Annotated in this window: 39 protein-coding genes; 2 read left to right on the top strand and 37 right to left on the bottom strand. The window is 50.7% G+C overall.

Annotated features, from left to right (window positions below; genetic code table 11):
• Positions 1-420: 420 nt before the first annotated feature.
• From J2T19_RS00940 to J2T19_RS00910, 7 genes are all read right to left on the bottom strand, one after another.
• Positions 421-627, bottom strand: a complete 207-nt coding sequence (locus J2T19_RS00940) for an Acb2/Tad1 domain-containing protein (protein WP_307212048.1) — start codon at positions 625-627, stop codon at positions 421-423.
• Positions 628-656: 29 nt separating this feature from the next.
• Positions 657-815: a hypothetical protein gene (locus J2T19_RS00935; RefSeq protein ID WP_307212046.1), complete on the bottom strand. Its 159-nt coding sequence runs from the start codon at positions 813-815 to the stop codon at positions 657-659.
• Positions 816-1,235: 420 nt separating this feature from the next.
• Positions 1,236-1,616, bottom strand: coding sequence for a phBC6A51 family helix-turn-helix protein (locus tag J2T19_RS00930; protein WP_307212044.1), 381 nt, complete (start codon positions 1,614-1,616; stop codon positions 1,236-1,238).
• A gap of 82 nt (positions 1,617-1,698) precedes the next feature.
• Entirely contained in the window at positions 1,699-1,908 is a 210-nt protein-coding gene (locus J2T19_RS00925) for a hypothetical protein (protein WP_307212041.1), read from the bottom strand.
• Positions 1,908-2,117 carry a hypothetical protein gene (locus J2T19_RS00920; RefSeq protein WP_307212038.1) on the bottom strand — a complete coding sequence of 70 codons (210 nt, stop codon included), beginning with the start codon at positions 2,115-2,117 and terminating at the stop codon, positions 1,908-1,910. The genes J2T19_RS00925 and J2T19_RS00920 overlap by 1 nt, the downstream gene beginning before the upstream one ends.
• 316 nt (positions 2,118-2,433) lie before the next feature.
• The gene (locus tag J2T19_RS00915; RefSeq protein WP_307212036.1) at positions 2,434-2,892 is read right to left on the bottom strand and encodes a hypothetical protein; all 459 of its coding nucleotides are present in this window, start codon (positions 2,890-2,892) and stop codon (positions 2,434-2,436) included.
• Positions 2,893-3,113: 221 nt separating this feature from the next.
• Positions 3,114-3,287, bottom strand: a complete 174-nt coding sequence (locus tag J2T19_RS00910) for a hypothetical protein (RefSeq protein ID WP_307212032.1) — start codon at positions 3,285-3,287, stop codon at positions 3,114-3,116.
• A gap of 521 nt (positions 3,288-3,808) precedes the next feature.
• On the opposite strand from J2T19_RS00910, the gene J2T19_RS00905 reads away from it, so the two are divergent.
• A complete protein-coding gene (locus J2T19_RS00905) occupies positions 3,809-4,171 on the top strand; it encodes a hypothetical protein (RefSeq protein WP_307212029.1) in 363 nt (120 codons plus the stop codon).
• Positions 4,172-4,208: 37 nt separating this feature from the next.
• Here the strand turns inward: J2T19_RS00905 and J2T19_RS00900 are convergent, their stop codons facing one another.
• From J2T19_RS00900 to J2T19_RS00890, 3 genes are all read right to left on the bottom strand, one after another.
• On the bottom strand, positions 4,209-4,700 hold the full coding sequence (locus tag J2T19_RS00900) for a hypothetical protein (RefSeq protein ID WP_307212027.1): 492 nt from the start codon (positions 4,698-4,700) through the stop codon (positions 4,209-4,211).
• Between the two features lie 206 nt (positions 4,701-4,906).
• Complete coding sequence (locus J2T19_RS00895; RefSeq protein ID WP_307212023.1) at positions 4,907-5,110, bottom strand: hypothetical protein; 204 nt, start codon at positions 5,108-5,110, stop codon at positions 4,907-4,909.
• 281 nt (positions 5,111-5,391) lie between these two features.
• Positions 5,392-5,634 (bottom strand): hypothetical protein, encoded by a 243-nt coding sequence (locus tag J2T19_RS00890; RefSeq protein WP_307212020.1) that lies wholly within the window; start codon positions 5,632-5,634, stop codon positions 5,392-5,394.
• 137 nt (positions 5,635-5,771) lie between these two features.
• Between J2T19_RS00890 and J2T19_RS00885 the strand changes: the two genes are divergently transcribed.
• Complete coding sequence (locus tag J2T19_RS00885; RefSeq protein ID WP_307212017.1) at positions 5,772-5,981, top strand: helix-turn-helix domain-containing protein; 210 nt, start codon at positions 5,772-5,774, stop codon at positions 5,979-5,981.
• Here J2T19_RS00885 and J2T19_RS00880 read toward each other — a convergent pair.
• From J2T19_RS00880 to J2T19_RS00750, 27 genes are all read right to left on the bottom strand, one after another.
• Positions 5,959-6,549 (bottom strand): hypothetical protein, encoded by a 591-nt coding sequence (locus tag J2T19_RS00880; protein ID WP_307212014.1) that lies wholly within the window; start codon positions 6,547-6,549, stop codon positions 5,959-5,961. The genes J2T19_RS00885 and J2T19_RS00880 overlap by 23 nt on opposite strands.
• Positions 6,527-7,291 carry an HNH endonuclease gene (locus tag J2T19_RS00875; protein ID WP_307212011.1) on the bottom strand — a complete coding sequence of 255 codons (765 nt, stop codon included), beginning with the start codon at positions 7,289-7,291 and terminating at the stop codon, positions 6,527-6,529. Before J2T19_RS00875 ends, J2T19_RS00880 begins: the two co-directional genes overlap by 23 nt.
• Positions 7,291-7,689 (bottom strand): MarR family transcriptional regulator, encoded by a 399-nt coding sequence (locus tag J2T19_RS00870; RefSeq protein ID WP_307212009.1) that lies wholly within the window; start codon positions 7,687-7,689, stop codon positions 7,291-7,293. The genes J2T19_RS00875 and J2T19_RS00870 overlap by 1 nt, the downstream gene beginning before the upstream one ends.
• Before the next feature lie 44 nt (positions 7,690-7,733).
• Complete coding sequence (locus tag J2T19_RS00865) at positions 7,734-7,934, bottom strand: hypothetical protein (RefSeq protein WP_307212006.1); 201 nt, start codon at positions 7,932-7,934, stop codon at positions 7,734-7,736.
• The gene (locus tag J2T19_RS00860) at positions 7,934-9,214 is read right to left on the bottom strand and encodes a DNA cytosine methyltransferase (RefSeq protein WP_307212003.1); all 1,281 of its coding nucleotides are present in this window, start codon (positions 9,212-9,214) and stop codon (positions 7,934-7,936) included. Before J2T19_RS00860 ends, J2T19_RS00865 begins: the two co-directional genes overlap by 1 nt.
• Positions 9,189-9,341 carry a hypothetical protein gene (locus tag J2T19_RS00855; RefSeq protein ID WP_307212000.1) on the bottom strand — a complete coding sequence of 51 codons (153 nt, stop codon included), beginning with the start codon at positions 9,339-9,341 and terminating at the stop codon, positions 9,189-9,191. The genes J2T19_RS00860 and J2T19_RS00855 overlap by 26 nt, the downstream gene beginning before the upstream one ends.
• Positions 9,338-9,907 carry a nucleoside/nucleotide kinase family protein gene (locus J2T19_RS00850; protein WP_307211997.1) on the bottom strand — a complete coding sequence of 190 codons (570 nt, stop codon included), beginning with the start codon at positions 9,905-9,907 and terminating at the stop codon, positions 9,338-9,340. The genes J2T19_RS00855 and J2T19_RS00850 overlap by 4 nt, the downstream gene beginning before the upstream one ends.
• A complete protein-coding gene (locus J2T19_RS00845) occupies positions 9,907-11,490 on the bottom strand; it encodes a hypothetical protein (RefSeq protein ID WP_307211994.1) in 1,584 nt (527 codons plus the stop codon). The genes J2T19_RS00850 and J2T19_RS00845 overlap by 1 nt, the downstream gene beginning before the upstream one ends.
• A gap of 23 nt (positions 11,491-11,513) precedes the next feature.
• A complete protein-coding gene (locus J2T19_RS00840; RefSeq protein ID WP_307211991.1) occupies positions 11,514-11,927 on the bottom strand; it encodes a 3D domain-containing protein in 414 nt (137 codons plus the stop codon).
• Positions 11,928-11,974: 47 nt separating this feature from the next.
• Positions 11,975-12,565 (bottom strand): hypothetical protein, encoded by a 591-nt coding sequence (locus J2T19_RS00835; protein ID WP_307211988.1) that lies wholly within the window; start codon positions 12,563-12,565, stop codon positions 11,975-11,977.
• Between the two features lie 21 nt (positions 12,566-12,586).
• A complete protein-coding gene (locus J2T19_RS00830) occupies positions 12,587-13,015 on the bottom strand; it encodes a hypothetical protein (protein WP_307211985.1) in 429 nt (142 codons plus the stop codon).
• Positions 13,016-13,035: 20 nt separating this feature from the next.
• Positions 13,036-13,845 carry a thymidylate synthase gene (locus tag J2T19_RS00825; RefSeq protein WP_307211982.1) on the bottom strand — a complete coding sequence of 270 codons (810 nt, stop codon included), beginning with the start codon at positions 13,843-13,845 and terminating at the stop codon, positions 13,036-13,038.
• On the bottom strand, positions 13,842-13,976 hold the full coding sequence (locus tag J2T19_RS00820; RefSeq protein WP_307211979.1) for a hypothetical protein: 135 nt from the start codon (positions 13,974-13,976) through the stop codon (positions 13,842-13,844). The genes J2T19_RS00825 and J2T19_RS00820 overlap by 4 nt, the downstream gene beginning before the upstream one ends.
• A gap of 96 nt (positions 13,977-14,072) precedes the next feature.
• The gene (gene dut / locus J2T19_RS00815) at positions 14,073-14,630 is read right to left on the bottom strand and encodes a dUTP diphosphatase (RefSeq protein WP_307213112.1); all 558 of its coding nucleotides are present in this window, start codon (positions 14,628-14,630) and stop codon (positions 14,073-14,075) included.
• Positions 14,631-14,656: 26 nt separating this feature from the next.
• The gene (locus tag J2T19_RS00810) at positions 14,657-14,803 is read right to left on the bottom strand and encodes a hypothetical protein (RefSeq protein WP_307211976.1); all 147 of its coding nucleotides are present in this window, start codon (positions 14,801-14,803) and stop codon (positions 14,657-14,659) included.
• Between the two features lie 158 nt (positions 14,804-14,961).
• Positions 14,962-15,261: a hypothetical protein gene (locus J2T19_RS00805; protein ID WP_307211974.1), complete on the bottom strand. Its 300-nt coding sequence runs from the start codon at positions 15,259-15,261 to the stop codon at positions 14,962-14,964.
• Positions 15,262-15,285: 24 nt separating this feature from the next.
• On the bottom strand, positions 15,286-16,212 hold the full coding sequence (locus J2T19_RS00800; protein ID WP_307211971.1) for a hypothetical protein: 927 nt from the start codon (positions 16,210-16,212) through the stop codon (positions 15,286-15,288).
• Positions 16,213-16,341: 129 nt separating this feature from the next.
• Entirely contained in the window at positions 16,342-17,373 is a 1,032-nt protein-coding gene (locus J2T19_RS00795) for a ribonucleotide-diphosphate reductase subunit beta (protein WP_307211968.1), read from the bottom strand.
• A gap of 50 nt (positions 17,374-17,423) precedes the next feature.
• Positions 17,424-19,706 carry a ribonucleoside-diphosphate reductase subunit alpha gene (locus J2T19_RS00790; RefSeq protein WP_307211966.1) on the bottom strand — a complete coding sequence of 761 codons (2,283 nt, stop codon included), beginning with the start codon at positions 19,704-19,706 and terminating at the stop codon, positions 17,424-17,426.
• A gap of 156 nt (positions 19,707-19,862) precedes the next feature.
• Entirely contained in the window at positions 19,863-20,126 is a 264-nt protein-coding gene (locus J2T19_RS00785) for a hypothetical protein (RefSeq protein ID WP_307211963.1), read from the bottom strand.
• 44 nt (positions 20,127-20,170) lie between these two features.
• Positions 20,171-20,389, bottom strand: coding sequence for a hypothetical protein (locus J2T19_RS00780; protein ID WP_307211961.1), 219 nt, complete (start codon positions 20,387-20,389; stop codon positions 20,171-20,173).
• Positions 20,386-20,937: a crossover junction endodeoxyribonuclease RuvC gene (locus J2T19_RS00775; RefSeq protein WP_307211957.1), complete on the bottom strand. Its 552-nt coding sequence runs from the start codon at positions 20,935-20,937 to the stop codon at positions 20,386-20,388. The genes J2T19_RS00780 and J2T19_RS00775 overlap by 4 nt, the downstream gene beginning before the upstream one ends.
• The gene (locus J2T19_RS00770; protein ID WP_307211954.1) at positions 20,903-21,277 is read right to left on the bottom strand and encodes a hypothetical protein; all 375 of its coding nucleotides are present in this window, start codon (positions 21,275-21,277) and stop codon (positions 20,903-20,905) included. Before J2T19_RS00770 ends, J2T19_RS00775 begins: the two co-directional genes overlap by 35 nt.
• Before the next feature lie 2 nt (positions 21,278-21,279).
• Complete coding sequence (locus J2T19_RS00765) at positions 21,280-22,239, bottom strand: hypothetical protein (RefSeq protein ID WP_307211951.1); 960 nt, start codon at positions 22,237-22,239, stop codon at positions 21,280-21,282.
• An 81-nt stretch (positions 22,240-22,320) separates the two neighbouring features.
• Positions 22,321-22,947, bottom strand: a complete 627-nt coding sequence (locus tag J2T19_RS00760; protein ID WP_307211948.1) for a 3'-5' exonuclease — start codon at positions 22,945-22,947, stop codon at positions 22,321-22,323.
• A gap of 2 nt (positions 22,948-22,949) precedes the next feature.
• Positions 22,950-23,297, bottom strand: a complete 348-nt coding sequence (locus J2T19_RS00755; protein ID WP_307211945.1) for a hypothetical protein — start codon at positions 23,295-23,297, stop codon at positions 22,950-22,952.
• Complete coding sequence (locus tag J2T19_RS00750) at positions 23,298-25,493, bottom strand: DNA polymerase (protein WP_307211942.1); 2,196 nt, start codon at positions 25,491-25,493, stop codon at positions 23,298-23,300. It abuts the gene before it with no gap.
• Between the last annotated feature and the right edge of the window lie 83 nt (positions 25,494-25,576).

The following is a 25,576-nucleotide window of genomic DNA, read 5'->3' as shown; positions in this document are numbered from 1 at the left end:
GATTTCACGGTGAAATATAGGCGCTAAGTCCGCGTCCGTAATATCGAAGCCGTCCCAGTTTCCGTCGTTGCCGGGATTCCGCGCTTCCGAAAAGTATTCAAGCGCAAATTCGATCAGATCCGTTTCGCAGCGGTGAATCCGCTCCAGGCGCTCATACTCCGCAAGCTGTGCGTCAATCTCCGCCGCGTCATCCGCTGAAAGAGAGGCGATATCTACGCCGTCGAGCACGTCTAATAGCGCGGACAGCTCGTTAAGCTTTGCGCCGCGCTCTTCTCTTCCGATCCATTTTCCGTTAGTCCATGCGATAGATACCGCCTCCCTTCGTAGTTACGTTGAATTTGCGTGTAATTAGCGTTCTTAGGCGCTTACCCTACCGAATACACTCCGAACGGGTGAAACGCGCTATTTGGACGGTGATTCTTACGTGTTCCTTGCGATAGATGCGTTCGCCCACATTACCGCTTCCTCTAGCTTCGTACTTGCGAGTGACTTTTCGCGTGAGTTCGGAGCCAATTCGTCGATCAAGTACGCCAACTCCTTCGCTTTCGACCGGATGGCTTCGTACTTTTCCGGCTGTCCTGGTTGCGGTGAGTGATAGCGGTAGTTATTTTCGATAGTTGCGTTCATATTTCGTTCTCCCTCCGTAAAGTCCAAAGTTAAATTTTGATACGTGGATTTTTCGGGTACCAGATGCGCCGCCCAGCGAAGGCCCCTTGGGGGGTCACGCAAGCACCGCCGCCCCTCTCCGCTTTCCCTGCGCCTGTCCCACGTTTATACATCCGCGTTGCATAATCGTAATGATCCCGTTTAATCACGGATATGCACGGACATGTGCACAAAAGCCGGATTATGTACACGAGTACTATACGCAAACCCGCGCCCCGCCTACGTTTGAAGCCGATGCATAAACGCGCCTTATACATCGCATATACATTTCCAGTTATTAACGCGTACAACCCGCATTCCTACGCGGATTATGCCCGTTAGTAACTGGAAGGTTATACGCTTATTTCCCGGAGCCTGCCGCGCCTATTATACGGGCAATATACAGCGGAAAATAAGCGCTATGCATAAACCGTCGCACTGTAACGTGTTGAAGCGATGAGGTGAGCGGAAAGTTTCGGGGAGGGTGCGCGGAAAGGGCGCGGTGTAGGCTACAGAGCCGCATGTGAACCGCTGTGTACTCGTAGCCTACCGCATCCCTACTATATACGCGCGCACGTAAGACGCATACTTTACACGCCTCTTCCCTTCGCCTGCTTAATCCGTTCCCTCAACGCATCGATATCGACATCTCCGCTAACCTTCGTCTCTACCTCGACCTTATCCGTAAGCATACCGTTAACCTGCAGTAGTAGCTTCGCGGCTGCTGCGTTATGATCCGTTAACACTGCGTCAGTCAGCGATTCCATTACTTCCGGTAATCTTGCGGTTGTCTGGCGAACGATCTCCTTCTTCAACTCACGGTCAAATAGCGGATCTTTCAACCAATCGTAGACAGCGCGCCTACTAACGCCGGCTTCCGTTGCTATCTGTTCCATCGTTAGTCCACCACGTTTAGGTAACGCGAGATATCGGATTGCGATCGCATGGTGCGTCTCTATTCGCTTAAGCATTATTGCGTCCTCCTTCCGTTGATTTAACGTAATAAACGCGCCTTCCTACGCTCAGGCAAGGCGTAAGATAGACGCGCTAATATTAAGGTGATTTTACGTACTTGGCGAGTGGATAACGCATGAGAGTTACACTCACGTCGCCTATACCGCCTCTAACGCAGAGGTAATAAGTACCGCCGTCATACTCAATGTTATCTACGTTAATATTACGTTCCTTTGCGATATTCCTACGTATATCATCCGTAGTCAACGCCATTACGTGACGTCCATCTTCGAGTTTTACTCCGCGCATTACTTACGTCTCCAATCGTTAATATCATCGATCCACATTACGATAATAAGCAGCGCCGGTACATACGGTATTAACGCAATGTATCCGAGGCTCTTCGTTACTTCTGCGATCCCAGTACGCGATTGAATAGCTACCGGAATAAACACGATTAGATTAACGAGTAATAACGCAGTATGAACGCCTAATATAACGAATAGTACGTTTACCATACGCTCACTCTCCGTTCGCTTAACGTAATTGAATCCGCGCTATTTAATCTTTGGGATTGCCTACATGAGTGTCTTCTTCGAGTTACCTTCTTGGTTATAGACAAACAAAAAGACAGGCTCTTAGTTCCACCTGTCATCATGTATTCTTATTCAATTGATAGCGCGTCAAAAGGTATTATCTCCTAACTGCCCCGCGAAGTTTAGTTTGCGATAGCAAAATCAACTGAGCGGTAATGTTTTGTTTGTTCTTATTGAGTTCGTTATTATTACGTTTGTTCTTATTACCGTCACTCTCCGGTGATTTAGGTAATTCACTCTACAGTGCATTAGGTAAATCACTCAGGAGTGAATGACCATACAACTCCGCCAATCTCGCACGCATTTCCTCGTCAGTCAGCTCGCTGTAATATTGCGGATAGTAAAGCTTATCCCGCTTATTCCCCGCATAGTCATACGCTGACTTAACGAGTCCAACCGCCTCCAACACGCTACATAACGGCTTAATCCGGTTCCGTCCGATCCCCGTCTCGTCAGCTATACGTTGAACTGACGGAAATGCGCTCATATAGCGGTCATTGTCCGGCTGCCCGTTCACCATCGATAGTAAATATACGTATAGCGCGGCGATATGTACGTTACTTTTATCGTACTCACGCGCGATCGGAACGATCCTACGGAAAAGGTCATGCGGAACAGGAGCGTAATGCCCCCGTTCTAAACAGCGTGTCTTTTTATATTCGGCTTCTTGCGCTAATTTGCGAAATTGTTCGCTCATACTCCACGGCACCTCACTCCACGTATTTAATTACTTACTACTCACGGAATACTCGTCTAAAGCTGTACGTACAGTGTCCGATTTCTCAAACAGCCAAAAGCGGCCGCCTGTCTTTTCGTTAACACCTACGCAAATATATCGGATGCCTTTCGCGCGGAGGAAGTGGTACATGGCCGGCGAGTAGCAATAAAGGTATGCGTTAATCATAAGTAAGCCCTCCCTTAGTTAAACTCTACAACAGCGCTGGACAGACCATCCTCTAACGTTTGTTCAAACTCGTAATTGAAGTCGTCCGCATCCTCAAACGTGTCAAAACGTTGAAAGTCCGCATTGTCCTCGTTCAATAGTACGAAGTTATCACCTTTTGCGTTAGTCACTTGAATAGCGTATGTCATACTTACACTCTCCTCTTCAATTTTCGTTTCCCTAACGGGATTTGACCGCACATCGGCGGCCTTATAACTCCGTAGCAAACTGAGCAAGCAAAAAACAACCTTCCTGGCAGGAATTTACGTACATTTAAGCGAATTATTTTCATAAAGGAGGCGAGTATCATACGCAATTTACGCACAAATACGGAGCTGCTGGCGGCCGCGTTATTCCAGGTACGCGTAACTATCCGTGAGCAGAACGGTCAGATTGCGGATTACGGCGGCCCGATCGAGCGATACAGCGATAACAGCGTTAAGATTGACGGTACATATTACATGCGCGGAGTTTACGAATTTGAAGCGGAGGAATTAACGTGATAGAAAAATACGAAGTAGGCGCGCCATTTCCGATAGATAACGAAGCTCCCGGAGTTGAACGGTGCACATCGCGATTAGCTGGCGCAAGTTTTGACGTGTTGTACTACATAAATAACGCGACCAGCCGGGAGATTAAGGCGTTCAGGAACACGCTGCTACGGTTACATGTGTGGATTTACGAGGATATTCCGTTTATTGCCGTGTCTTATCTCGGCGAAAACTGGACTTATGACGTAACACTGACGGTAGCTACGCGAGACATGAAAGACGTCGCATCAGCGTTTGTAAACGGAGAGAGCAACGTAGTCACGCTATGCTTGATCGACGCGCAGACGAATGCTATCCGCGCGATAAGGACGTTAGGATTGCCAGAAGACGCGATGAAGACGGTGAGAGATGCAGGCCGCGCGCAACTAGATCGCTACGAAGACGAATCGGAGGTGCTTGCAGTTGTTAACTCCGTCTACGAGCGGATGAGTACCGCCGATATCATTGCGCGCGGGACAGTTTACGAGTTTAGACGGAAATAGGGACGCAAAAAGGGCCGGATTATCTCCGGCTCACTCTTTATCTTATGATATCCCATTTTGTGCGTACCACTTCGTCGATGGGTTCTGGCTTTTCTGACAGGTAGTGATAGTAGGAAGATATTACGGAAATAGCTTCCTCTATTGAACCGTAATACTCTCTTTTGCAGCTTTCCGATACTTCCTGCTCGTATGTTTGGTAGATATAGCCTTGATTTTCAACTTTGACTTCTTCAATGTAGTAATTGTAAAGCCAAAAACCTCTTCTGAGACTCGGATTAAAAGAAGTAACAATGCACTCCACGTCTACACCCATATGTCTTAGTTCTTCTTTGATTTCATCACCAGATTTAAGTGATCTTAGAAGCTGACCGCGATGCTCTTCCTCATAATCATCTGCCCACATTCCAAAGTCACACTCGTTCGCCTCTAACTTCTTTCCGCTGAGTATCCGTTTTCTCTCTTCTATCTCAAACCCGCGTATATTCTCCCAAATTCGCATTTTACCGTAAACCTCGGCGTTAATATTCATACTCGCTTCCTCCTTGGTCGGCGCCAATGTACGCCAGTATCTACTTATTTCGACGATCTTCCGCTTGATTCCCGTCTGTCTAACAATCTTCCGCACATCAACGCGCTTTTTCATCGGTCTCTTCCGCTTTTACCTCGACCCACACTCCGCCAGCAACCCGTATATAGCTCCGTCCGCCTACCCGCTTACCTGCCGCAAACATCCGCTTATTCATCCGCTAATACCTCCTTACGTGCTGCGTTTAGATTACGTAACTTCGCTATCTTACGCGCGGCCGTATAATCCGCGTCATTAACGATCGCTTCGACCATGCCGACGAATGTAGCGTGGATTAGCGCACGGCGATTAGCTGGCGCGTCCTCCTCCGTATAACTACTGCGTAATAGTGCAACGTATGTCTCTCGGCTCATCCTCCGTTTACCTCCCGAAAGTATTCATTAACCTGGCGATCGAGTAACGTATGGCCGCGGATAATCCAGCGTGTTTCTCCGGTATAGGCGGCTGGTGTTGTCATGTGGGCAATCGCTAACTCTCGGCGGTTGAACCCGAACTTTGCGAAAGACTTGACGCAGATTACGCGCTTGGTCGGCGTATTAGCGTTGCCTGTGCCGGCGCATCCATAGCATACGTAGGTTTCGTTATAGCGACCGGAACCGTCGCAGCGTTCGCATCTACAATAGGTGAGCAACGGTCATTCTCCCTCCTGAATCATCTTGATCATGTGATCTAAATTTTCTGATTGTTTTTCGTTCACCTTAACCTCGTTTTTCCATATGTCAATTGTACAATGTTGCGTATGGATGGAGCATGAGGGAGCTATGGCGAAAGTACGGCTATCTCCCAGTACTTCGTGTTCAATGCCGTGAGACTCTAACATTTGCACAACCTTCTTAACTGTTTTAGTAATAGCGTTATAAGATTTGTTTGATATCATTTGGCTACCTCCGTTACGACTCGTTTATCGTGTCCTTTGATGAAACGAATATACCACAGACTCTTTTAACGAGTCAACAACTATTTGACACTTTTTTCGAGTCGCGTTAAAATCGCAGTATAACTGGAGGTGCCTGGATGACAATAAGGTCTAACTTGCGCTCGATTATCGACCAGCGCGAAATACCTATAAAAAAACTAGCGCGTGATATCGACTACCGCTTCGAATCGGTACGAATGATGTACCACGACGAAATGGAGCGTTATCCGCGCGAACTTTTAACGAAGCTATGCGTTTATTTAAACGTTGGCATAAACGAACTTCTTACGCTGCGAGAAGCGGAATAGTCTCCGTTTCCTCGCGTACAATCTCCGTCTCATTCATCGCACCCATCTCGTTAGCCCAACGCTTGCCGATGTCGCGGCAGCTAACGAAAGGCTCCGTAAGCTCTCCGCCATTTTCGTAGAGATTGTACGTGGTGACCGCGCCAGGCGACGTGTCGCGTTTGTATTTGGCGTCTCGTGCGCGATTAGCCTCGCGGGCACTTGCGTCTACATTGCGCCATTCTTTCGCCGTCCTACGCCGCCTCACCGGCTTCGCTTTATTCTCCCCAGTACTGTCATATGTGTCCGAGAGACTAAAAGAGTATTCCTTATCTCTACGCGTCGACTCTTGCCTAGCACTAAGGATTGGGTACTCATTCCGTGTCATTTTATCAGGATGAGGGTCTAGTATCTCTTCTCGTAAGATGTACTCGCTCAGGTCATTCAAACAGTCTGCCGGCGGCGATTCTCCCGTGTCTCGGACATAGGAATCAATCATTTTTCCCACAAACTCAATCCGCTCCGCACGGTCTTCTATAACATTGAATATGGCTTTTTCAACTTCATCCCTAAACTGCTGTTTGAAATTCATAATAAAAGTCTCCCATCCATTCAGTTAGTTGAGAACGTGTGTTGTTGCCTTTACCGTAGATATAGTGAAAGTCAGAGTGACACGAGATACACAGCGTTACCCCATTACTGACATCGTAGCGTAGCTCAAACGCACTGTTAAATGACTCAATATGGTGTGCTTGCATCCCTCTACGTGAACACTGTCCACATTTCTGGCACGTAAATTCATCTCTCCTGCGCACATCAAGTGACCATTCCGCGTGTCTATCGTCTCTAAATAAAACCCTCGGCTTCTCACTCGGCGGGTACATCGCCTCAAAAGCAGCATCTCCAAGGTCATTTCTCAGATTGTATGTCTTGACTGGCTGCTTAGCATTGAGCGCCCGATAGTGTTTCGTCTCCTTTGAGACACTCTCCCTAATAGCCTCTTCCTGCGTAACTGGAGCGTGAAAAGTTACATCTAATGTGGAGGCGGCTGAGATACACTCTAGGCTAACCTCCCGTTGCTTCCTCATGTCCCATTGTGACTGACTAAGGATCGGATACGCGGACAACTGGATCTTGTAAGGACTCGTATCCTTAAATTCGTCACTTAGAAGATAGTCGGTTAATTTGTCCGTCAAGTAAGGCGGAGGAGCACTACCTGTGACCTCCGCATACCTTTCAGTAAGTTCTTTAACATCCGAAAGTCTGCTTTGTAGCGAATCTCCTTCTTTTTTGATGAGGCGATTAATTAAAAGCCGGTATTCATGCTCCGTCATTAAGTCGCCTCCATTTCGATATCTTCCGTATATTCAACGCTAACCTCTCCGTATTCCCATCGCTTATAAACCGCCGCCATCTTATCCGCCGCATCATCGATCAACTTCGCGACGCCTTGCTGCGTGATTCCCATCTGACGCGCCGCCTCCGCTTGTGTCACGTCGAATCCGTACACGAACGCAATGGCCTCCGTCTGCCGATCCGTTAAGCCGGCGCTGTTAATTGCGCTATGCAGATCGACTAGAATGTCGCAGGCTGCGTAATCGCCCCGAAAGCGCGCCGAGCTGATCCGATGGCGATCGCGCAATAGCGCCTTAACTCCGGCCGCGTCGTTTAGCGAGTATTTAACGTTGTAGCTGCGCGAACCCTTTTCGATATCAACTTTAACGTGTCCCACGTCACATCGCTCCTCTATCGTGAATTTTTCGAATACTTACGTTTTCATACGCTTGATCGCACGATGCCCAACTCGTTCTCTACGTACTGATCCTCGCAAAATCCGTCGTGCGTCTTCGCACCGCTTGCGTAAGTTGTTACGAATGATCCGCGTTCAATTGGCTCGCCGCAATATGCGCAATATGATACGATCTCCACGCGCTCATCTGGCGGTTGGAAACGGTCGAAGAAGTCCGCGCCGCTCATTACGCAGCCTCCGGTAAGGACTGCGCTAGAGCTGCGTTAAGTTGTTCGGCAAGCGCGATTCCGAGTAAGTACGCGACTCGGCTCGCTACGCCGTTACCGACGATCCGGTATTGCGCGGATAGCGATAGGGATTCCGGAAGCACGTACGAGTCAGGTACGGATTGAATGCGGAGACACTCACGGACGGTAAATCGGCGCGGCTGTTCCGGAGAAAAGTACATACCGTCCGGAGAACCTTTCGCAAGATGTGCGGTCAGAGTCCTACTAGGTAATTCCGGATTACCCGCAGGATGCTTGCGTAAATAAGTTTCGTATCCTCCGTTTTCTAGGCGCTCCCTAACGTGAGAAGTCAGCGGTTTCGGATCGTGGTTCGCAATAGGCTCCGGTAAGTCTCCGATCACATCACGCAAGGTCTGCGTCTGATAATCCCAAACCCACGGAGAAGGGAAATCGAACGTAAATCCGATATCCTTACGTACGCCTACGATAAATACTCGCTCCCTCTTTTGGGCGACTCCGTAATCCCAAGAGTTGATTACACGCCAGGATACGTTATATCCTATTTCCGCGAATTTCACGAGCAGAGCGTCGAGAGTATGGCGGTGTTTCTTTTGCGTCAAACCCTTTACGTTTTCGAATACGAAGGCTTTCGGTTGCTTACGTTCGATAATGTCCAGATACGTCCAGACAAGCTTGCCGCGATCGTCCTCGTCGCCTTTACCTTTACCTGCGATAGACCAGCTTTGACAAGGGGGCCCGCCTGCGAATATATCCGCGTCCGGAATCTGCGCTTGAATTTCGTCGCTCGTAATGTCGCCGCAGACTACGTAATCGCCGAGGTTGTACGCGTAAGCTTCCACCGCGCGTTTATCGAAGTCATTTGCGAATGTGATATCGTAGCCTGCCGCCTTTAATCCGACGGCCATCAGACCGCCGCCACAAAATAACTCGGCGACCGTAAGGCCATTCGGAGGTAGCTGCGGAGTAACGTTATAATTGCGGATGGTAGTTTCCTCCTCTACGTCTAATTTTCCGGGATGGAGCTGACACGATAGCTTTTGGAGCGGGGTCGTTGTAATCGTTCCTGCCGCGTCAGTCCATGCGCGCTTTCTGAGTCCGTTTGTACTTCCGCCCTCTGTCGGAATCTTACCGTTCCAATATACGAGCTTTTCTTCATGCGTTAAGTTCCGCCAATTGCCGCCGGGCGGTATCTTATGCGCAAACGGACGCTCGTCATTACGTAAGCCGTAACCGTTATGATTCGGGATCATCGGTAACATCGCGCTCCTCCTTCCGTTTCTGCAGCGGAGTCCGATCGTCATACTCGCGCTTATCTAACGCGTCGATCCGTCCTGCGAAATAGCCCGCTTCGTAACCTTTACGCCACTCTTCCGCGATGTTACTCATTCCGGCCAATCACCGCCTATGAACGCGACGATCTCGTCAATCTGGCGATAGAGATGCGCGAGGTCGCCGTCATTCGTAACGGTAAAGTCTGCCGAAAACCCATCGAGCGCCGTCTCCGTGCCGTGCGTAAGGTCGCGGAGATTAAAGCGGTCGCCTGACTTAATGGCGCGTTGAATGCGGAGGGCTTCCGGTGCTTCAACGCGGATGAGGACGTAGCCGGCGGATTTCAACCGTACAGCCTCGTTTAACTGACGCGTGTCGGTGATAACTGCGGGAACATTATCGGGATCGCTAAACGATAACTTATGCGCGTCTACATTCTCGAAACAAGCGTCAACCCATACGCCTTCTCCGTAATATTCCCGCATGAGCTGTCCGTGCATTTGATAACCGACGCGCGGTTTAGGATTGCGCGGAATCTCGCGGTAACGGCGGTGGAAGTCGCGCTTAAGCTCGTCGCCGAAAGCGAACGCTGTGTATCCGTATTTTGACGCGAGATAGTCGGCCGCGGTGTCCTTGCCCGAACGAAGGCGTCCGATTAATCCGATGTTAGGTAGCGCGGTCATTACGCCACCTCCTTCCGCGGCTCTGCGCTGTCTGATTCAGCTTCGCTTACACGGGAGTCATCAATTACGGATAAGTCGTGCTCAAACGCCCAAACGCATCCGTCATCACGTGTTGCTCTATCGCTTCGGTAAAGTACGCCATCCACGAGGTTAACAACGGGTCCGATCGATCCGTAAGCGTACGCAGAATCTCCGGTTGCTTTAACGATATCCCCAACGCGAACCTCCGTAGGCTGAGGCGCGCTAACGTACTCTTCCGGAATCTCCAAGCCAAGCGCACGTCTCAGCGCAATCGCTTTTCCGATCCACACGTTAAATACGTCGCCTGGCGCACATTTAGCGATGCCGCGCGTAATATGACCGTCGGCAGTACAACGGATAACTGCGACTACCGTACGCTTATCGCGATTAACAACGTACTCAACCGTGTGCATCGGAAGATAATCCGTCGACTTGCCTACGTGAGGCCAGAAATTAACGAAATCATTCGGAATTTTCGTTCCTTCAAACTTACGCAAGTCCGCCACGTCCTCCTTCGCGCGCTTAACGATGTCATCACGCTTTTTCTGGCGCGCTTCCTTCGCACGTTGTTTCAAAACTGCGGACACTTCCGCAACTGTTACCGAAGTTGCTTTCGTGGCCTTAGCGAACGTATCTGCAGCTTCCTGCGCCTTTACTCCTAAATCGGATAAGCGCGGAGCAGTAGGCGCAATCTCCAACGCCGCCACACGTTTCTCAAGCGTAGTTACTCGCGTCGTCAATTTTGCGATAATCTCGACCGCTTGGTCAGGCGCGGGCTTGGCGGAGAGAGGTTCGGTTTCTGCGGTTTCGAGCGGTTCGAGTACGCGGTAATGTCCGTCGATTGCATTGTTACCGTTACGGAGACCCGCCGCAGGGAAAGCCCAGTCAACGTCCTCGACAACGAACACTTTACCGATGCTGAACGTCGCCTTCTCTCCCGTAACAATCACGCGCTCGCCCACCTCGGCTTTCCGATCGATCATGCGGAAGCGGGCGCCATCGATGCGGAGGATGTCGGTAGGTTCGAGCGTGAGATAGACGTACCCACCGTTTCCGCGTCCGGAGATGTAATGAGGACTTCCGTGTCCATCTCTTTTCCCTTCGAATTGCTCGGCTCCGCCCTTACTAGCGCGAACCTTGAGGATTTCACCGTTCAGGCCGTGCACATAATCGTACATTTTAACGAGCTCACCAACGTCAGCCTTCCGTTTAACCTCGCGATAATCACGCTCAACTCCGCCCAGGCTTTCGTCTTTCAATACGGTAACTCCGGTAATCTCTTCGTCCAAGATACGCAGCCCCTTTTCTCCGAATGTGTGGCGCTCTCCGTTCGCAAACTCTACGATAAATACGCGCTGACCGTCGTGAATGACCATTTCCCCGCGTTCATCAACGGATGACAGAATCGTTACTACATCGTCTTTTCGCGGGAAGCTACGTTTGTCTTGTTTCATAGGAACAGCCGCGTCAGGGTATCCGAGTCGATTAGCTAATTCCTGGAACGACGTCCAACGATGTCCGCTTTCTGTGATTACCGCTTTTCTTCCGTCAATTTTACGCATATACAAATCCGCTCCCTTATCGTTTAGTTTTCGATTTTAACGCGTACTTCCTGGCGGCCGAATTGGCGCGCTTCTTTCTCCGTTGCGAATAATACGTCGAGCTTGTGTCCTTTAATCGCGCCGCCCGTATCTTCCGCAATCGCTGCGATCTCCGTTCCGTCTGCCAAACGGATCGTAAGCGGAGTATGCAGCGGGATCACGCGCTTATCAACGGCCACGACGCGGCGTCCTTCGTGAGTGATCGTGTTACGTACGTCGAGCTCCGTATAAGTGAAACCGGTGCAACCTTCGGAACACATCGCAATATAAGCGGTAGCTTCATACGTTTGCCATACGTCCTTTTTCGCAGATTTGCCTGTTACCTGCGAAGATGAAGCGGTAGGTTGGGGTGGAGAATCCGGTTCCTTATTCGGTGGGATACCGTTGATTGCGGCCATTCCGATTGACATTGCGATGATGATTTGCGCGATTATACTTAGCGAGATTAATCCGCCTCCTGTCCACCGAAATGTGCGTCAATCTTAGCGATGAGAGATGCGCGGGCTTCGGCTGGCGTGATTTTAGTGAGTGCGGCTGGCGAGAACCATTCGTATCCTTCCGACGTAACGCTCTCACCGCGAAGTACGTAGGTGTGACGCTGATCATCAATACGCGTAATGATTACGATGTCACCTTCGTTAAAATTATCGACTGACGAGATATCCGTAACCCGCGCATAATCTCCGACTTTAAGGCGCGATTCCTCGGCGAGCTGCGCTTCGAGTTGCGCGATTTCGGCCGTGAGAGTTGCGAGTTGATCGCGCTTGGTTGCGAGACTTTCGGAAAGAGGCGGAACTTTGCGGAATAGCGTATCGTTATCACTATCGTACGACCAGTAGTCACCGTCCTCATCCGCAAATTCCAAGTCGTGATCTAAGATATCGTAAGTGCCTGCTGGAAGGAACGAATACCCTGTGTCATGACGTACGATATCCCCAGCGGCTGCTTGAACGCTCTCGTGCTGCGCTTCGTAGTACTCTCCGTTGAACTCTATAAAGCCTTCTCCGCGTTCTTTAACTCCGGTAAGTTGTGCCATTTAATCCGCTCCTTTACGTTGTTATACGTCGTATTCGTAAAAACTAAGCTCGCGTAACTCTTCGATCAATAGCGTCCGTTCACGCGTATTTACGTTGACATATTCCGCCACGATCTCGCCGGTGATTTCGCCTGAGCGCGCCATTTCCGTATAGCGTTCGAGGAGGGAAACGAGTTCCATCTGCGCGATTGATTCCGGAGTTGGACGCGGTACGAACGGGAGGACTTCGGCTAGGCGGCGTGGTTCTTGCTTCCGCTTCGCGTATATTTCGTCAAGCATCCCGCGCATCTTGGCGATTACCTCCTCCGCCTCGCCTACGCTAAGCTCAATAGAATCAATCGTTGTTAATCCCGTTTGAATATAGAAGACCGGTGCCTCCGCACTTGTTTCCATCGCGTTAATTGACGATTCAATATCCGCGTAGTTCCATTCCACCGTAGCATTGGTCATTTACGCATTCTCCTTTCGTATTAGACCGCGACCGGCGCTCTAATTCCCGGATGCGGATCGTAACCTTCAAGCGTGATATCTTCGAATGTGAACGCGTCGATATCGGTAATCTCCGGATTCAGGCGAAGTGTCGGCAGCGGCTTGTAATCGCGTCCTAATTGCGTCTCGACTTGCGTAAGATGATTCGTGTAAATGTGCGCGTCACCAATCGTATGAACGAACTCACCGACTTTTAATCCGGTAACTTGCGCAATCATATGTGTCAGAAGCGCGTAGCTTGCGATATTGAACGGAACGCCGAGGAATACGTCAGCCGACCGTTGATACAATTGACACGAAAGCTTTCCGTTAGCTACGTAGAATTGAAATGCGAAGTGACACGGTGGGAGCGCCATATGCGGAAGCTCTCCGACATTCCACGCGGACACTAGCAAGCGACGGCTGTCCGGATTCGTACGTATTTGTTCGATGACGTCTGCGATCTGATCTATCGTATGATAACCGTTGCGATCGTCCGCCGTCTCAATCCAGCTACGCCATTGCTCTCCGTATACGGGACCGAGATTACCGCGCTCATCCGCCCACTCATCCCAAATACTTACGCCGTTCTCACGCAAGTAACGAACGTTGGTATCTCCGCTCAGGAACCAGAGGAGTTCGTACGCGACGGATCGCCAGTGTACGCGTTTAGTCGTTATTAACGGAAATACTTCCGCGAGGTTAAAGCGCATCTGGTAGCCGAAAGTCGATAACGTTCCTGTTCCGGTGCGATCCGATTTCTCAACGCCGTTAGCAAGAATATGTCGGAGTAGATCGTGGTATTGTTTCAATTCGCGTCATCCTTTCGGTGATAATGTTTGTGAATCGTTACAACGTTAAATCCGTGAACACATAGCGATAGTGAGATACCTCCCGCAAGTATCATCGCGGCGAATCCGAGAAAGTCTCCGTTAATACTCAACTAGCGTCAACTCCTATCGTATAATCGTCCGGACTAGTAGCCCGACCCAAAAAGTTGTACAGTATACGGTGATGATTGCGTAGGTATAACGTTTAGTCATTCGCTCACTCCTGTATGTCCGAATCCGCCATCTCCACGCTCCGTAACGTCAAGATCCGCTACCTCTTCGAAGGATGCACGTAATACTGGCGAGAGTACGCCCTGAGTAATGCGGTCACCTTTACGTATCCAGTACGTATCTTTAATGATAGCGTCAGAAGTATCGCAACCTTCCGGTTCATCTAGTGTCATATTTCCGTCAACTAGACTGAAACAAAACGTTGCTTCTGCGTACACTTCATCGGTTATAATGTCGTATGACTTTTGCGCAACGTTATCGACGAGCACAGCAACCTCTCCGCGATAGTCGGCGTCAACCGTACCTGGCGAGTTAGCTACGCGAAGCTTCGTCTTAAACGTAACTCCCGAACGCGGCCGGATTTGGATTTCGTAGCCCGGCGGAATCTGTACCGCGAATCCGAGCGGAACTTTTGCCGTTTCTCCTGGCGCGATAATTACGTCCTCCACCGCGACTAAATCGAAGCCGGCGGCCATTTCCGTCGCATACTGCGGAATCATAGCGTCCGGATGCAGGCGCTTGAATTTTACGATGATTGCGTTCAAATACGATCACCCCTTCGTTATAGTAACGTCCACACCGCGACCAATCCCGCAACCACTATCGCAATCGCCGCCCAATCACGCGCAGCCTGTTCGCGTTCAATGCGTTCGGCTGGCGCTGTCTTAACGCTGTAGCCGGTCGGCGTGCGTTCAAATTTATACGCCATAATTGCGCCTCCTTAGTAGTCGTATTCGTAGCTGATCGTTACTCTGTCTCCAGACATTACCGCATACACGTTTCGGTGTGAGTCGCCGTCTACGTCCCTTACGCAAACCTACGCGTCATCCGGGAAGCGGTCGATTAATTCAATTAACTCCGCTTTAGTCATTCGCTCACCTCCCGTTCCTTAATTACGTAGATTGCGCCGCGCTGTTCGATAACTTCGTACTTAACCGCGTCGATAACGTGTCCGGGGCGGAGGGTGACTTCGTGACGTATGGGTTCATTTGCGTTAAAGAGCGCGATCATTCCGACTAATATCATGAGTAACCCGAAGATAGCCGCAGGTGCTTCGGTTACAACGACTCCTGCAATTAGAAGGATGAATCCAAGTGCACAAGCCAAAATTCCGAGAAGGATAAGTGCTACGTCAGTTCCGCCGCCGTACGTGTTCAATACGTCCATTACACGTTCACCTCCGTTGTTAGATTACGCGGCATCTTCGTAGACAGCGTCGGTGTCGTCGATGATTGCGTATTGCTTGCTTCCAACCCAACCGCCCTCGAACGTTGCGAACGCGTTATCTCCGTAACCTATTCCGTCGCATTCTCGGCGTCTTTTTGTGAGCGTCAATGTACAGCCGATATTGTATCCGGTAAGCTTAAGTACTTTCATACCAGTGCGGGCTTCGGCGGGCTTTGGCGCATTCACAAACGCATCCGTCAACGTCAGGCCGAGCGCACGTTCAGCCGCGATTGCCTTGCCAATGTCTGCGTTGAATACGTCGTCAGGCGCACACTTTGCGATGCCAACTGCGGCCGGTTTTCCTCCGCGTATATCTCCGTAACGTGCGAGTGCTGTCACCGTTCGTTTATCGCGGTTTACGTGAAACTCTACGTTATAGTACACGTAGGCGAAGATACCTTGCGTCAAACTTGCGCTAGTACTCTCGCCAATCCGCTCCAACTCCGCGACCCTTTCGCGAGCCATCTCGATAACCTTGGCGCGGGTTAACGGAACTGATTGCGGCTCCTCTACGACTTCCTCCGCGCTATCAACCGGTTCGAGCTCCGCCAAGTAGCTGCGTACGGCCGGCGCATTGTCACGGATGAATTGCGCGAAGAGATCCGGGAGGTTAGCGGTTGTTGGCGCAGGAGCTGCGATCGGTTCGAGGACTACGTATTCCTTATCGTTAACAAAAGCGACACCTCCGCTATTCCAATTACGATTGACTCTAACCGCGCGACCGTAGACACTCTCTCCCGCGATTAATACGTCACCGTTTGCGTAAACTGGCGGCTCGCCTGCGTAACCTGCGTTAACGATCTTAATACGCTCACCTGCGTTGGCTTTGCGTTGAACCTCTCTTACGAGCGGTTTTGGCTCTTCGCGGTACGTTTGAGTTGCGTTGGACATCGTATCATCTCCGTTTCGTTTTGTTGTCTTGCGGCCTTACATAATATATAAGGACACGAATTGCGCAGATTGGGACATCGCAGATAAAAAAATAACGGAGCAGCCCGAAGGCCCTCCGTTAATGACCGCTTATAGATCGTCGAATCCGTTATCTTCCGATACCTTCCCGTAGTTACGCGATTTCCCCTCGAAGAAATCCGTCTTCGTTGCGTTAAGCGCATCGTCAGAGAACGGTTTAATCCACGGCATGCAATTTACGTCAACGCCTTCGTACGCGTTGCCAAATCCGAGCATACGGAGGCGGCGATTCGCAATGTGGCGAATATATTCGGATAACTCCGCTAAGTCGATGCCGCGCACGTTAGCCAGCGTATAATGCGCCCAGTTGGTTTCGAGTTCGACGGCGCGGTCGATCGTTGCGTATACGTAGTCGCGGTTAGCCTGCGTATCGAGCTCCGGGAAATCTGCGAGAAGCTGCTTGAACACTTCCGCGAAGAAATAGCAGTGTTGGTTCTCGTCGCGCTGAATATATGACACCATCTGTGAGGTTGCTATCATCTTTTGGTCGCGCGCCAGGTTATAGAAGAACGCGAATGTACTGTAGAAGAAGATACCTTCGAGGATGAGGTCGGCAACCATCGCTTTAAAGAACGTTTGCGGCGACGGATTATCACGGAACTCCTGGTAAATGTCCGCAATAAACGTGTTCCGTTCGAGTAGCACCGGATCATGCTTCCAGTATTCGAATATCTCGCGCTGTTCCTGATCGGAGACTAACGATGACAATACGTACGAGTACGATTGGTTATGGACGACTTCTTGTTGCGCGATGATTGCGGAAATGGCTTCGAGTGAGCTATCCGTAAAGTAGCGTTTTACGTCGCCTACGAACGCGGTCTGCATCGAATCGAGAACGGCGAGCAGCGAAATGTTTATCTTAAACGTGCGCCGTTCTTCCGGATCAAGTTGCGCGAATTGCTGTGCGTCCTTACTCATCGGAATTTCATCCGCGATCCAATGGTTGAGTAGCAGCACTTTGTACAATTTATACATATGCGGCATCCGGATATCGTTCCAGTTAAGAATGCCGGAGTTTTCGCCTTCGATAATGCGCGTAGACTTGTTCGGTGCTTCCGTGTCAAAGATACGTTGAATTTTCAAATGATCACGCTCCCCATTCGTATATGTTAAACGTAAAGCTAGCGCCTCAATTAAGAAGCGCAGGATTCACACTCAGCGATAGTCAACGCGCGGCTCCGGACGTAATAAGTCGATTTTAGCCCGCTTCTCCACGCGTCCATATGTAGCTCAAGGAACGCGGTCGCCTTAATATCCGGAGTTACGTAAAGGTTGAACGATTGGCCTTGGTCGACGTGACGCTGACGTGCGGACGCCATCCGTATAGACGCGTGCTGATCTACGAGAAATGCGGTCTTATAGTACCAGATCGTTTTGTCGGACAGATCCGGAGCCGGATTCGCAATTTTATACGTCGTCTTCTCTTCGTACGATAACAACTCGTATAACGGATCGATGCTCGCGGTAGAGCCTGCGATGATGGACGTTGAGCCATTCGGAGCGATCGCGAATAAGTAACCGTTGCGGATTCCGTGCTGTACGACCTGCAGCGTTAATTCCGCCCACTCTTCGTCTACATATCCGCGCTTGGCGAAGTACTCTCCGCTGTGCCAATCGGAGCCCTCGAACGCAGGATATGCGCCTTTCTCTTTCGCGAGGTCTGCGCTGGCTTTGACCGCGAGATAGTTGATACGTTCATATAACGCGTCATTATAAGCGACAGCTTCGTCCGATTCCCAACGGATACCTTTTAGCGCGAGTAAGTGGTGGAGTCCGAATGTACCGAGGCCGACCGCGCGATACGTCTGATTCGTATGTTGTGCCTGCAGAATCTCGATGTTGTTGATATCGATTACGTTATCTAACATGCGGACTTGAATCGGGACTAGGCGGTCAAGTATGTCGTCCATTACGGCGCGCGCCAAGTGAATCGAGTTCAAGTTGCATACGACGAAGTCGCCCGGAATCTTCGTAATCACAATACGTGTCTGCCCGTCCTTCGTAACGAGTGTTTCCGACTCAACTACGGTCGGCGACTGGTTCTGCATTATCTCCGTACACAAGTTCGAGCTGTAAACCATGCCGAGGTGACTATTCGGATTCGCGCGGTTAACTGTATCGCGGTAGAACATATACGGAGTTCCCGTCTCTAACTGCGATTTCATTACGCGTTTCATGATGTCGATCGCGGGCACGGTAATCCGCGGCAATAACGGATGTGCAACGGCTTCGGCGTATTTATCGCGGAATGAACCGGCACCGCGCTCCTCATCGTAGAAATCTTCGAGGCTCCATCCGAATGTCTTGCGGACTTCGTGCGGACAGAACAACGACCAGTCTCCGCGCGCCTCAACGGTTTCCATAAATAAATCCGGAATACAAACGCCGTGGAAGATATCGTGCGCACGCATTCGCTCATCACCGTTATTCAGCTTAAGGTCAAGGAACGCGAGAATATCCTTGTGGAACACGTCGAGATAGACGGCAATCGCGCCTTTACGCGTTCCGAGTTGGTCTACGCTGACCGCCGTATTATTAAGCTGACGAATCCACGGAACGACGCCGCTTGACGTATTCTTATGACCGCGAATATCCGATCCTCTTGCGCGAACCTTTCCGAGGTATACGCCGATTCCGCCGCCCATTTTCGATAAGCGCGCCACGTCCGTATTAGAATCGAAGATTCCTTCGAGCGAATCGTCAACGGTATCAATGAAGCATGACGATAACTGTCCGCCTGTCGCCTTGCCCGCGTTTGATAGCGTAGGAGTCGCCGCCGTCATATACAGATTAGACATCGCCCAGTACGCCTCTTTCGCTAGTTCAACGCGCTTGTCGGCGGGCTCTTGATGCATTAGGAACATCGCGATAATCATATAGCGCTCTTGCGGAAGCTCCATTACGCGTCCATCGAAATCGTGCGTAAGATAACGTTCCTGCAGCGTAAGCAACCCGATGTAATCGAATAGTAAATCGCGCGTCGGATCGATCTCTGCGCCGAGCTCTTCGATTTGCTCACGCGTATATGCTTCCGTTAGCTCCGCTCGGTAAAGTCCACGCGCCACCATATCGGTAACTAACGGATAAAATGCGCCATACGGGCGATCGACGTACGCTTTATACCGGCGATTATACGCGGCCTTCTTGTACAATGACGTAAGCAATCCGCGAGCCGCTGCGTATTTCCATTCCGGCTCCTCTTTCGTTACGAGTTCCAGCGCACTCATAATGAACGCCTGGCTCACGTCCTCACCGGAAACCGTTGACTGGCGGAGCTTGCCTGTTACTCCGCGTAAGAGAACCGTTTTGTCTACGCCGTTAAGTCCGGCAAGGATACGGTCGGCATACGTAGATAGGCGCGCTGGATCAAACGTCAAGGTACGGTTATTAGGCTTCGTTACTGTTTGCGGTGTCATTATGCGCATTCATCTCCGTTTCGTATATTCGTTGTTTAGCGTCGTATAATCTCCGTTCATATTTATCCGCAAGCCCTCGGTAGACCATGACGGACCGTTCGAGGGCCGCGATTTCCTGGCGTTGGTGAGCGGCGAGGCGTGCGGAAAGTTCGCTGCTCATTCGAAGTCTTCGTCCGTATACGCATCAAGACGCGGCGGGTGTAGGTAATTTCGGTCTTCGCAATAAGTTTCGTACGCTGCGTCCGTTAATCGTTTACGTTCAACTTTCGCGAAGTTGTATTCCGTCATTAATTCGTAGAGCCTATCCGGAATTTCGTGTTCATCGTTGCAATGAACGTCTTGCTCCAACCTTCCGTTAACGTAGAATCCGGTACTTGCGTCATAACCCGTATCAACAACCGTAAGAATGTCCGTTTTCATGTTTGCAGCCTCCTCGGTTAATGTTGGTCACATCTAACACCTCATCATTTGCGAGAGACCGCGTCAGATACAATGGCGACTAGTGCTATGACTGCGACAATTGAAAGGAGGAGCGCAATCCCGCCCCAGAAAGGCAACGTCACCCACCACCAGGACCACGTGATTACTCCCGTCAGTTTTAGCGTTACGAATACTAATCCAAGAAGTCCGAATATTCCGATCCCACCGTTGTTATTTACGCTGCCGTTGTTTTGTTTACTCATGCCGCATCTGCCTCCGTATCGATTAGATTTTCACGTATCAAGTACGCCAGAATTACCGCACACGCATCGCTGTCATCGTAACCGGCCGCGAACTTGTAATCGGATGGAAGGCGTAGGTATTTCCGCACGCCCTCCGCGACATCTTTCTTCTCCGCTTTACCGTTGCCCGCTACGAGCTTCTTAACGGTAGTTGGCGCAAGGACCGGCTTGACTTCGTGGACTACATAACCAAACGAATGAAGGGCGCGATCAGCCGCCGCCCATGCGTTAAATATCGTTTGAGTAGCGCGTTTATTTCGGCCAGCCGTAAAGTCCTCGCGCAGTATAACGTCGAACGGTCGATGTGCGTAAACTTGGTGCGCGATGAACGATTCGACTACGACTGAGCGCGTTGCGTCGTTGATATCCGTATCCGTTGCGACTGACCCTGCGTATACAAGCGTTGGTATGCGTTCTTTAACGTCAATGACCGCGAGGCCGGGTGATAACGACAAGTCGAGACCGAGATACCGTTTAGGCTGCGCTTTTGATTTCGCTATTTCCGTCACCTCCTATCGCGTCAAGCACCGCGGTGAGTTCGTCAACGAAACGTCCTTCTCCGTCATATCCTTGGCCGAGGCGTCCCTTTTCGATGCGGTGACGTAAAACCTCTACGTTAGTTTCCTCCGGACTCCACTGTCCCTCAAGTCCGTAACATGAACAATGTCCACCGTTAACTTCGTAGAGCTTTCCGTCCTTATTATCGCGGTAGAGGACAAACGCACTTCCTTCATACCAAACGTACGTATAACATGCGAGGAGGATTTCAATACCTTCCGGTTCCTGTACGTCAAAGTCCCGATATACTTTGTCCGCGCTATCCCAATCTTCTAGGTAAATTCCGCTCATAATTACGCAGCCTCCTTCGCGTCTTCTTCCGCCCTAATCCGTTCAATATCCGCTAACGCCTCCGCAGGTCCACGCTTCTTCCAGTCCGGCAGACTTGACCGCATCAATGCGCTAACCTTGCGTTGCAACAGTTCCAACTCACCCTCCGTCAGAGATAGCGCGATTGTCCGTTTGAAGTCGTTGAATGTCCACTTATCGAGATCCGGAAGAGGTGCGTTCCCTTCCGCTGCATTTTCGATAATCTCCGCGAAGTCGTCCAGGATCTCACCGCGCATCGCATCCGTAATATGCAGGCCGAACGCCGCAATGTCCGGATACTTCTCGATATCCGCGTCAGGCATCGCCCACGCCTTCTTACTCGCGTTAACGTAGAGGATTACGTAATAGTCGACGTCATACATGATCGAATAGCAGACGCATTGTTTAACGTGATCCTCCTTAGCGCCGTTCCGCGTAGAGTAACCGGATGTTGCGGAATACGTACCTTGCTTCGATTTGATTTCGAGGCCGACGCGAATTTCACGGCCAAGCTCCGGTACATAAACGCGCATGATTCCGTCACAGGTACCATAAAGCGCGAATGTTTGACCGTTATGATTAACGATGTGGCCGCGTTTAGCGAAGTCCTCGAATACCGGCTCGCCGCGTTCGTTACGGTCGAAGGAGAAGCGCGGATTCTCTCCGTATTGTCGTGCGTAATGTTTCTCCGCGAATAGAATATCGCGCTGAATGACATCGCCAATCGCCGTTCCTATCCGTACCCAGCGACCTTGATGCGCAGGCCGATCGGAGGACTCACGCTTAGCGCCGCGCATCTTTTCGTAAAGGCCGCGTGCGTCGGAGTTTGCGGAGCTTGGCGAGAAGTACGGAATGCCTCGCGGTGGCCATACTTTGCGTGATTTGTCCGTGAGGATATCCGCGTAAAGCTTGTGAATCTGCGCGTCGAGAGCGTCGTCGTACACTTCTGGCGCGGAATGCCATGCGTTAAGCTCTTTCGTAAATTGCTCCGCGATCCTATTTGCGATTAGTTGGTTATCCGTAATTTAAACCGCCTCCTTAGTTTTTGTAATCGTCCGCACAATCGCGCCAGGCGGCGTATAAGTCAGCGGCCGTTCCGCGCTATCAACGACGACGTTGCGGTATGTGATTCCGTTAACTTCCGCCTTCTCTCGGAGCACGGCGTAAAGCTGCAGCGTAGCCTCCACGTCATTCATTGCGCGGTGATGTCCGTTAAGCGTGATTCCGTAACGCTCACATGTCGGCGCGAGGCTTGCGTTCTCATTCGGATCGATTAAGCGGGACATGGCGCGAGTGCAGGCGAAACTTTCCGCCTCAAAGTCGATCTCAGGCCGGTCCAAGAACGAAAGGTCAAACGGAGCATTCTGCGCAACAACCGTACTAGACCCAACGAACCAATCAAACGAGATCAACGCGCTTACGGGATGCGGCGCACCGCGTAAATCCTCCGTCTTAATTCCGGTAAGTTTCGTGATAAACTTCGGAACCTCAACGCCGTCCGGCAACGCAACGTACGTCTGGAAGCGCCCAATCTCACGGATATAACCGCCCGGCCCAACTTCCGCACGGATGGCGGCGATTTCCGTAATGTGATCGGTGAGCGGATTGAGTCCGGTTGTTTCGATGTCAATAACGGTTACGATTTCGTTCATACTCACGCGCTCCTTCCGTAGACGTATTCGATTCTAACGACTTCCTTCGGCGCAACTTCGTCAATGGTTACGGAGAAGTCCATACCGTCCTGCATCTCAGTTGCGGGAACCTCGCGGCCGATTTGGAAATACGCGACCTTGCCGTCATCTTGCATAACCTTATATACGTCCGTCTTGTAATTCGTCCAGCGGCCGCCATCTTCAAACGTAGAGTCCACGTTTTCGACCGCGTAGCCTTCTGGTTTGTAATCATCAAGGACGTTATCTACGCTTTCATGCGTCTCATCCCACGCTTCCCCTTCATATCCTTCTCCGATTAATTTGCGTAGCATCTCAATAACGTTCTCCATTTACGCAGCCTCCTTTTGTTTGAACCAGTCTTCCGGCGTCATCCCTTTGCCCCAACGTTTCATAATCGCAATATCCGTTCCGTTAGCTACCGTTCCCCACGCGTAAGACTGCGTCATGATTCGTTCGATTACCGCGATGTCTTCACGCGTAAAGTCTTCTGGAATCTCGAATACGAGCTCGTCATGGATCGTTCCCCAAAGCGCCCAACCTTCGCGCTTCTTACACTCCTCATGCGCTCGAATCATCGTGACCTTCGTTTGGATCGCGGAGCTTCCTTGTACGCGTGCATTCGTTCCCTGTCGCATCGCGCGGTTAATCTTAGCGTTGTGCTTGCGGTTCTCTTCGTAGCGCGGATCGTTCCATTTGCCGAACGGGATTTCCTTGCGTTTGAGCTTTCCGTCAGGTAAGCGCCGTTTACGTTGCTGCTTATCCGCCCACACAAATCCGTACTTGGCGACGTGTTCTTCGTTCTCCTTGAGCCACGCGCTAAGCTTCGGCATACCGGCGAACAACTCTTCTTTAAACGCAGTCGCTTCCGGTTTCTTTAGGCCGAGCATATCCGCGAGTGAAAAGTCGCTCATTCCGTATAACGTCGCGAGCCATACGACCTTCATCGCCTTACGTTCAGGCGTATCCTCTCCGCTCGGCAACTTATTGACTTCGTGGTACGGGCGCTTGTAATACATGCTCGCCATGTTTGCATACGGATCGATTCCCTTTTCGAATGCTTCGATTAAAACGGGCTCGCCGGATAAATACGCCGTACACCGAATCTCTTGCGCCTTAAAGTCCGCGGAGACGAGTACCTTACCCGGAGGAGCTACGAACATTTTACGCGCATCCTCCGGCTGGTTTTGAACATTGAATTGATTGGAATCCGCAGCCTCTTCGTCCTTACCGGAACTGAAACGTCCTGTAACGGTGCCGATCGGATTGAAGCGTGAGTGCCAGCGTTTAGTCGTCGGATTCTGTTTCGTTGGAAGCGCGTCAATGTACGTTCCGCTGAGCTTCGTTATCTTCCGGTACTCCAGGAGATCCGCGATAACTTCGAAATCACGCGCCATCGGCTTAAGCGTCTTCTTCGCGTCCATGTTCGGAAGTTCCTTACCGATCTCTTTAGACAGCGCGGCCTTCATTTGCGGACCAGAGTTAAGGTTAAGTTCCGCGTCTCCTTCGTGATGTTTCGATAGGACTCCGATGAGCTTGGCGTGAAGCTCTTTTGCACGCGTGGCTAATTGCTCACCGTACTCTTTCGCGAAGTCCAAATCGAGAATATAACCATTCGCTTCCATCTCAACGATTACGTACAGCAACGGAACTTCGACCGTGCGGAAGTATTCGAGAACCGTCGGCATCTGCGTAAAGTGGACGTACTGGAACTGGTATAACTGCCAGGTTAAATCAGTATCCTTGCCCGCATATACCAACGCAATGTCGAGCGTGATCTCGTTGAACGGTGTCTTTCCGAATAATTCCGCGAATGTATCCGATTCAACTCCGAGATATTTTGGCGCGAGGTCTTTCAATCGGAATGACGGTTCGTTTTCGTTGAGTAAGTGCATCGCGACCATCGTATCCCAAGTAACTCCGCGCAGATCGTAGTCGTGACGTCGGAACATCGCAATATCGAATATTGCGTTATGGAGAACCTTGCCGATACCTTCGTCGTACAGGAATCCGCGCAATTCGGACAATACGTAATCACGCGAAAGTTGCTCGCCCTCATCGTGCTGCACCGGAATATATACGTGAATTCCTTTTTCGGCTAGTGGCGGAATACTTACGGACGGCAACGTTAGCGATATGCCGACGATCACATCCGTATAAACATCTACGCCTGTTGTCTCCGTATCGACAGCTACTTCTGTCTGCTCACCTAACCTTTCGATTAGCCGCGCCAACAGCTTCTCGTTAGTGATGAGGAAATAATTGCGCGGAGTCTTCTCGACCATTTCGCGTAACGTCTTTTCCCGTAACATTACACGCAGATCGTTGTAGATGCGGAGAGCTTCCGCTTTGCTGAACCGCTTGCCGACGCCGGACGGATGTCTGCCTGTTACACCCGTCTCCATGGCGTCCTTAACCGCAAGCAACTTTTCGGTATCCGAATCGCTATTCTTCATCGCAAGTATGCGTACCCACGCGTCCTCTATCGTTTCCTGCACCGCCTTCTTCCGTTTAGTCGCGTCGGCCACCCGTTCGGCGGCTCCGTCATCTACAGGCGGCCGTAAGTTTAACGTTAATTTTGGCGCGATAATGCGTCACTCCTTTCGTTTGA

Origin of the sequence: Paenibacillus tundrae (assembly GCF_030812775.1) — a bacterium.
Lineage (GTDB): Bacteria > Bacillota > Bacilli > Paenibacillales > Paenibacillaceae > Paenibacillus > Paenibacillus tundrae_A.
The sequence above is the reverse complement of the archived record's forward strand: the minus strand, read 5'-3'. Positions and strand labels throughout refer to the sequence as shown.

Excerpts from the sequence above, each read along its gene's own strand:
- J2T19_RS00940 (WP_307212048.1), bottom strand. The coding sequence starts at position 627 with ATGAACGCAACTATCGAAAATAACTACCGCTATCACTCACCGCAACCA.
- J2T19_RS00930 (WP_307212044.1), bottom strand. The coding sequence starts at position 1,616 with ATGCTTAAGCGAATAGAGACGCACCATGCGATCGCAATCCGATATCTC.
- J2T19_RS00925 (WP_307212041.1), bottom strand. The coding sequence starts at position 1,908 with ATGCGCGGAGTAAAACTCGAAGATGGACGTCACGTAATGGCGTTGACT.
- J2T19_RS00920 (WP_307212038.1), bottom strand. The coding sequence starts at position 2,117 with ATGGTAAACGTACTATTCGTTATATTAGGCGTTCATACTGCGTTATTA.
- J2T19_RS00915 (WP_307212036.1), bottom strand. The coding sequence starts at position 2,892 with ATGAGCGAACAATTTCGCAAATTAGCGCAAGAAGCCGAATATAAAAAG.
- J2T19_RS00910 (WP_307212032.1), bottom strand. The coding sequence starts at position 3,287 with ATGACATACGCTATTCAAGTGACTAACGCAAAAGGTGATAACTTCGTA.
- J2T19_RS00900 (WP_307212027.1), bottom strand. The coding sequence starts at position 4,700 with ATGAATATTAACGCCGAGGTTTACGGTAAAATGCGAATTTGGGAGAAT.
- J2T19_RS00895 (WP_307212023.1), bottom strand. The coding sequence starts at position 5,110 with ATGAGCCGAGAGACATACGTTGCACTATTACGCAGTAGTTATACGGAG.
- J2T19_RS00890 (WP_307212020.1), bottom strand. The coding sequence starts at position 5,634 with ATGATATCAAACAAATCTTATAACGCTATTACTAAAACAGTTAAGAAG.
- J2T19_RS00885 (WP_307212017.1), top strand. The coding sequence starts at position 5,772 with ATGACAATAAGGTCTAACTTGCGCTCGATTATCGACCAGCGCGAAATA.
- J2T19_RS00880 (WP_307212014.1), bottom strand. The coding sequence starts at position 6,549 with ATGAATTTCAAACAGCAGTTTAGGGATGAAGTTGAAAAAGCCATATTC.
- J2T19_RS00875 (WP_307212011.1), bottom strand. The coding sequence starts at position 7,291 with ATGACGGAGCATGAATACCGGCTTTTAATTAATCGCCTCATCAAAAAA.
- J2T19_RS00865 (WP_307212006.1), bottom strand. The coding sequence starts at position 7,934 with ATGAGCGGCGCGGACTTCTTCGACCGTTTCCAACCGCCAGATGAGCGC.
- J2T19_RS00860 (WP_307212003.1), bottom strand. The coding sequence starts at position 9,214 with ATGTTACCGATGATCCCGAATCATAACGGTTACGGCTTACGTAATGAC.
- J2T19_RS00855 (WP_307212000.1), bottom strand. The coding sequence starts at position 9,341 with ATGAGTAACATCGCGGAAGAGTGGCGTAAAGGTTACGAAGCGGGCTAT.
- J2T19_RS00850 (WP_307211997.1), bottom strand. The coding sequence starts at position 9,907 with ATGACCGCGCTACCTAACATCGGATTAATCGGACGCCTTCGTTCGGGC.
- J2T19_RS00845 (WP_307211994.1), bottom strand. The coding sequence starts at position 11,490 with ATGCGTAAAATTGACGGAAGAAAAGCGGTAATCACAGAAAGCGGACAT.
- J2T19_RS00840 (WP_307211991.1), bottom strand. The coding sequence starts at position 11,927 with ATGGCCGCAATCAACGGTATCCCACCGAATAAGGAACCGGATTCTCCA.
- J2T19_RS00835 (WP_307211988.1), bottom strand. The coding sequence starts at position 12,565 with ATGGCACAACTTACCGGAGTTAAAGAACGCGGAGAAGGCTTTATAGAG.
- J2T19_RS00830 (WP_307211985.1), bottom strand. The coding sequence starts at position 13,015 with ATGACCAATGCTACGGTGGAATGGAACTACGCGGATATTGAATCGTCA.
- J2T19_RS00810 (WP_307211976.1), bottom strand. The coding sequence starts at position 14,803 with ATGGCGTATAAATTTGAACGCACGCCGACCGGCTACAGCGTTAAGACA.
- J2T19_RS00805 (WP_307211974.1), bottom strand. The coding sequence starts at position 15,261 with ATGGACGTATTGAACACGTACGGCGGCGGAACTGACGTAGCACTTATC.
- J2T19_RS00800 (WP_307211971.1), bottom strand. The coding sequence starts at position 16,212 with ATGTCCAACGCAACTCAAACGTACCGCGAAGAGCCAAAACCGCTCGTA.
- J2T19_RS00790 (WP_307211966.1), bottom strand. The coding sequence starts at position 19,706 with ATGACACCGCAAACAGTAACGAAGCCTAATAACCGTACCTTGACGTTT.
- J2T19_RS00785 (WP_307211963.1), bottom strand. The coding sequence starts at position 20,126 with ATGAAAACGGACATTCTTACGGTTGTTGATACGGGTTATGACGCAAGT.
- J2T19_RS00780 (WP_307211961.1), bottom strand. The coding sequence starts at position 20,389 with ATGAGTAAACAAAACAACGGCAGCGTAAATAACAACGGTGGGATCGGA.
- J2T19_RS00770 (WP_307211954.1), bottom strand. The coding sequence starts at position 21,277 with ATGAGCGGAATTTACCTAGAAGATTGGGATAGCGCGGACAAAGTATAT.
- J2T19_RS00760 (WP_307211948.1), bottom strand. The coding sequence starts at position 22,947 with ATGAACGAAATCGTAACCGTTATTGACATCGAAACAACCGGACTCAAT.
- J2T19_RS00755 (WP_307211945.1), bottom strand. The coding sequence starts at position 23,297 with ATGGAGAACGTTATTGAGATGCTACGCAAATTAATCGGAGAAGGATAT.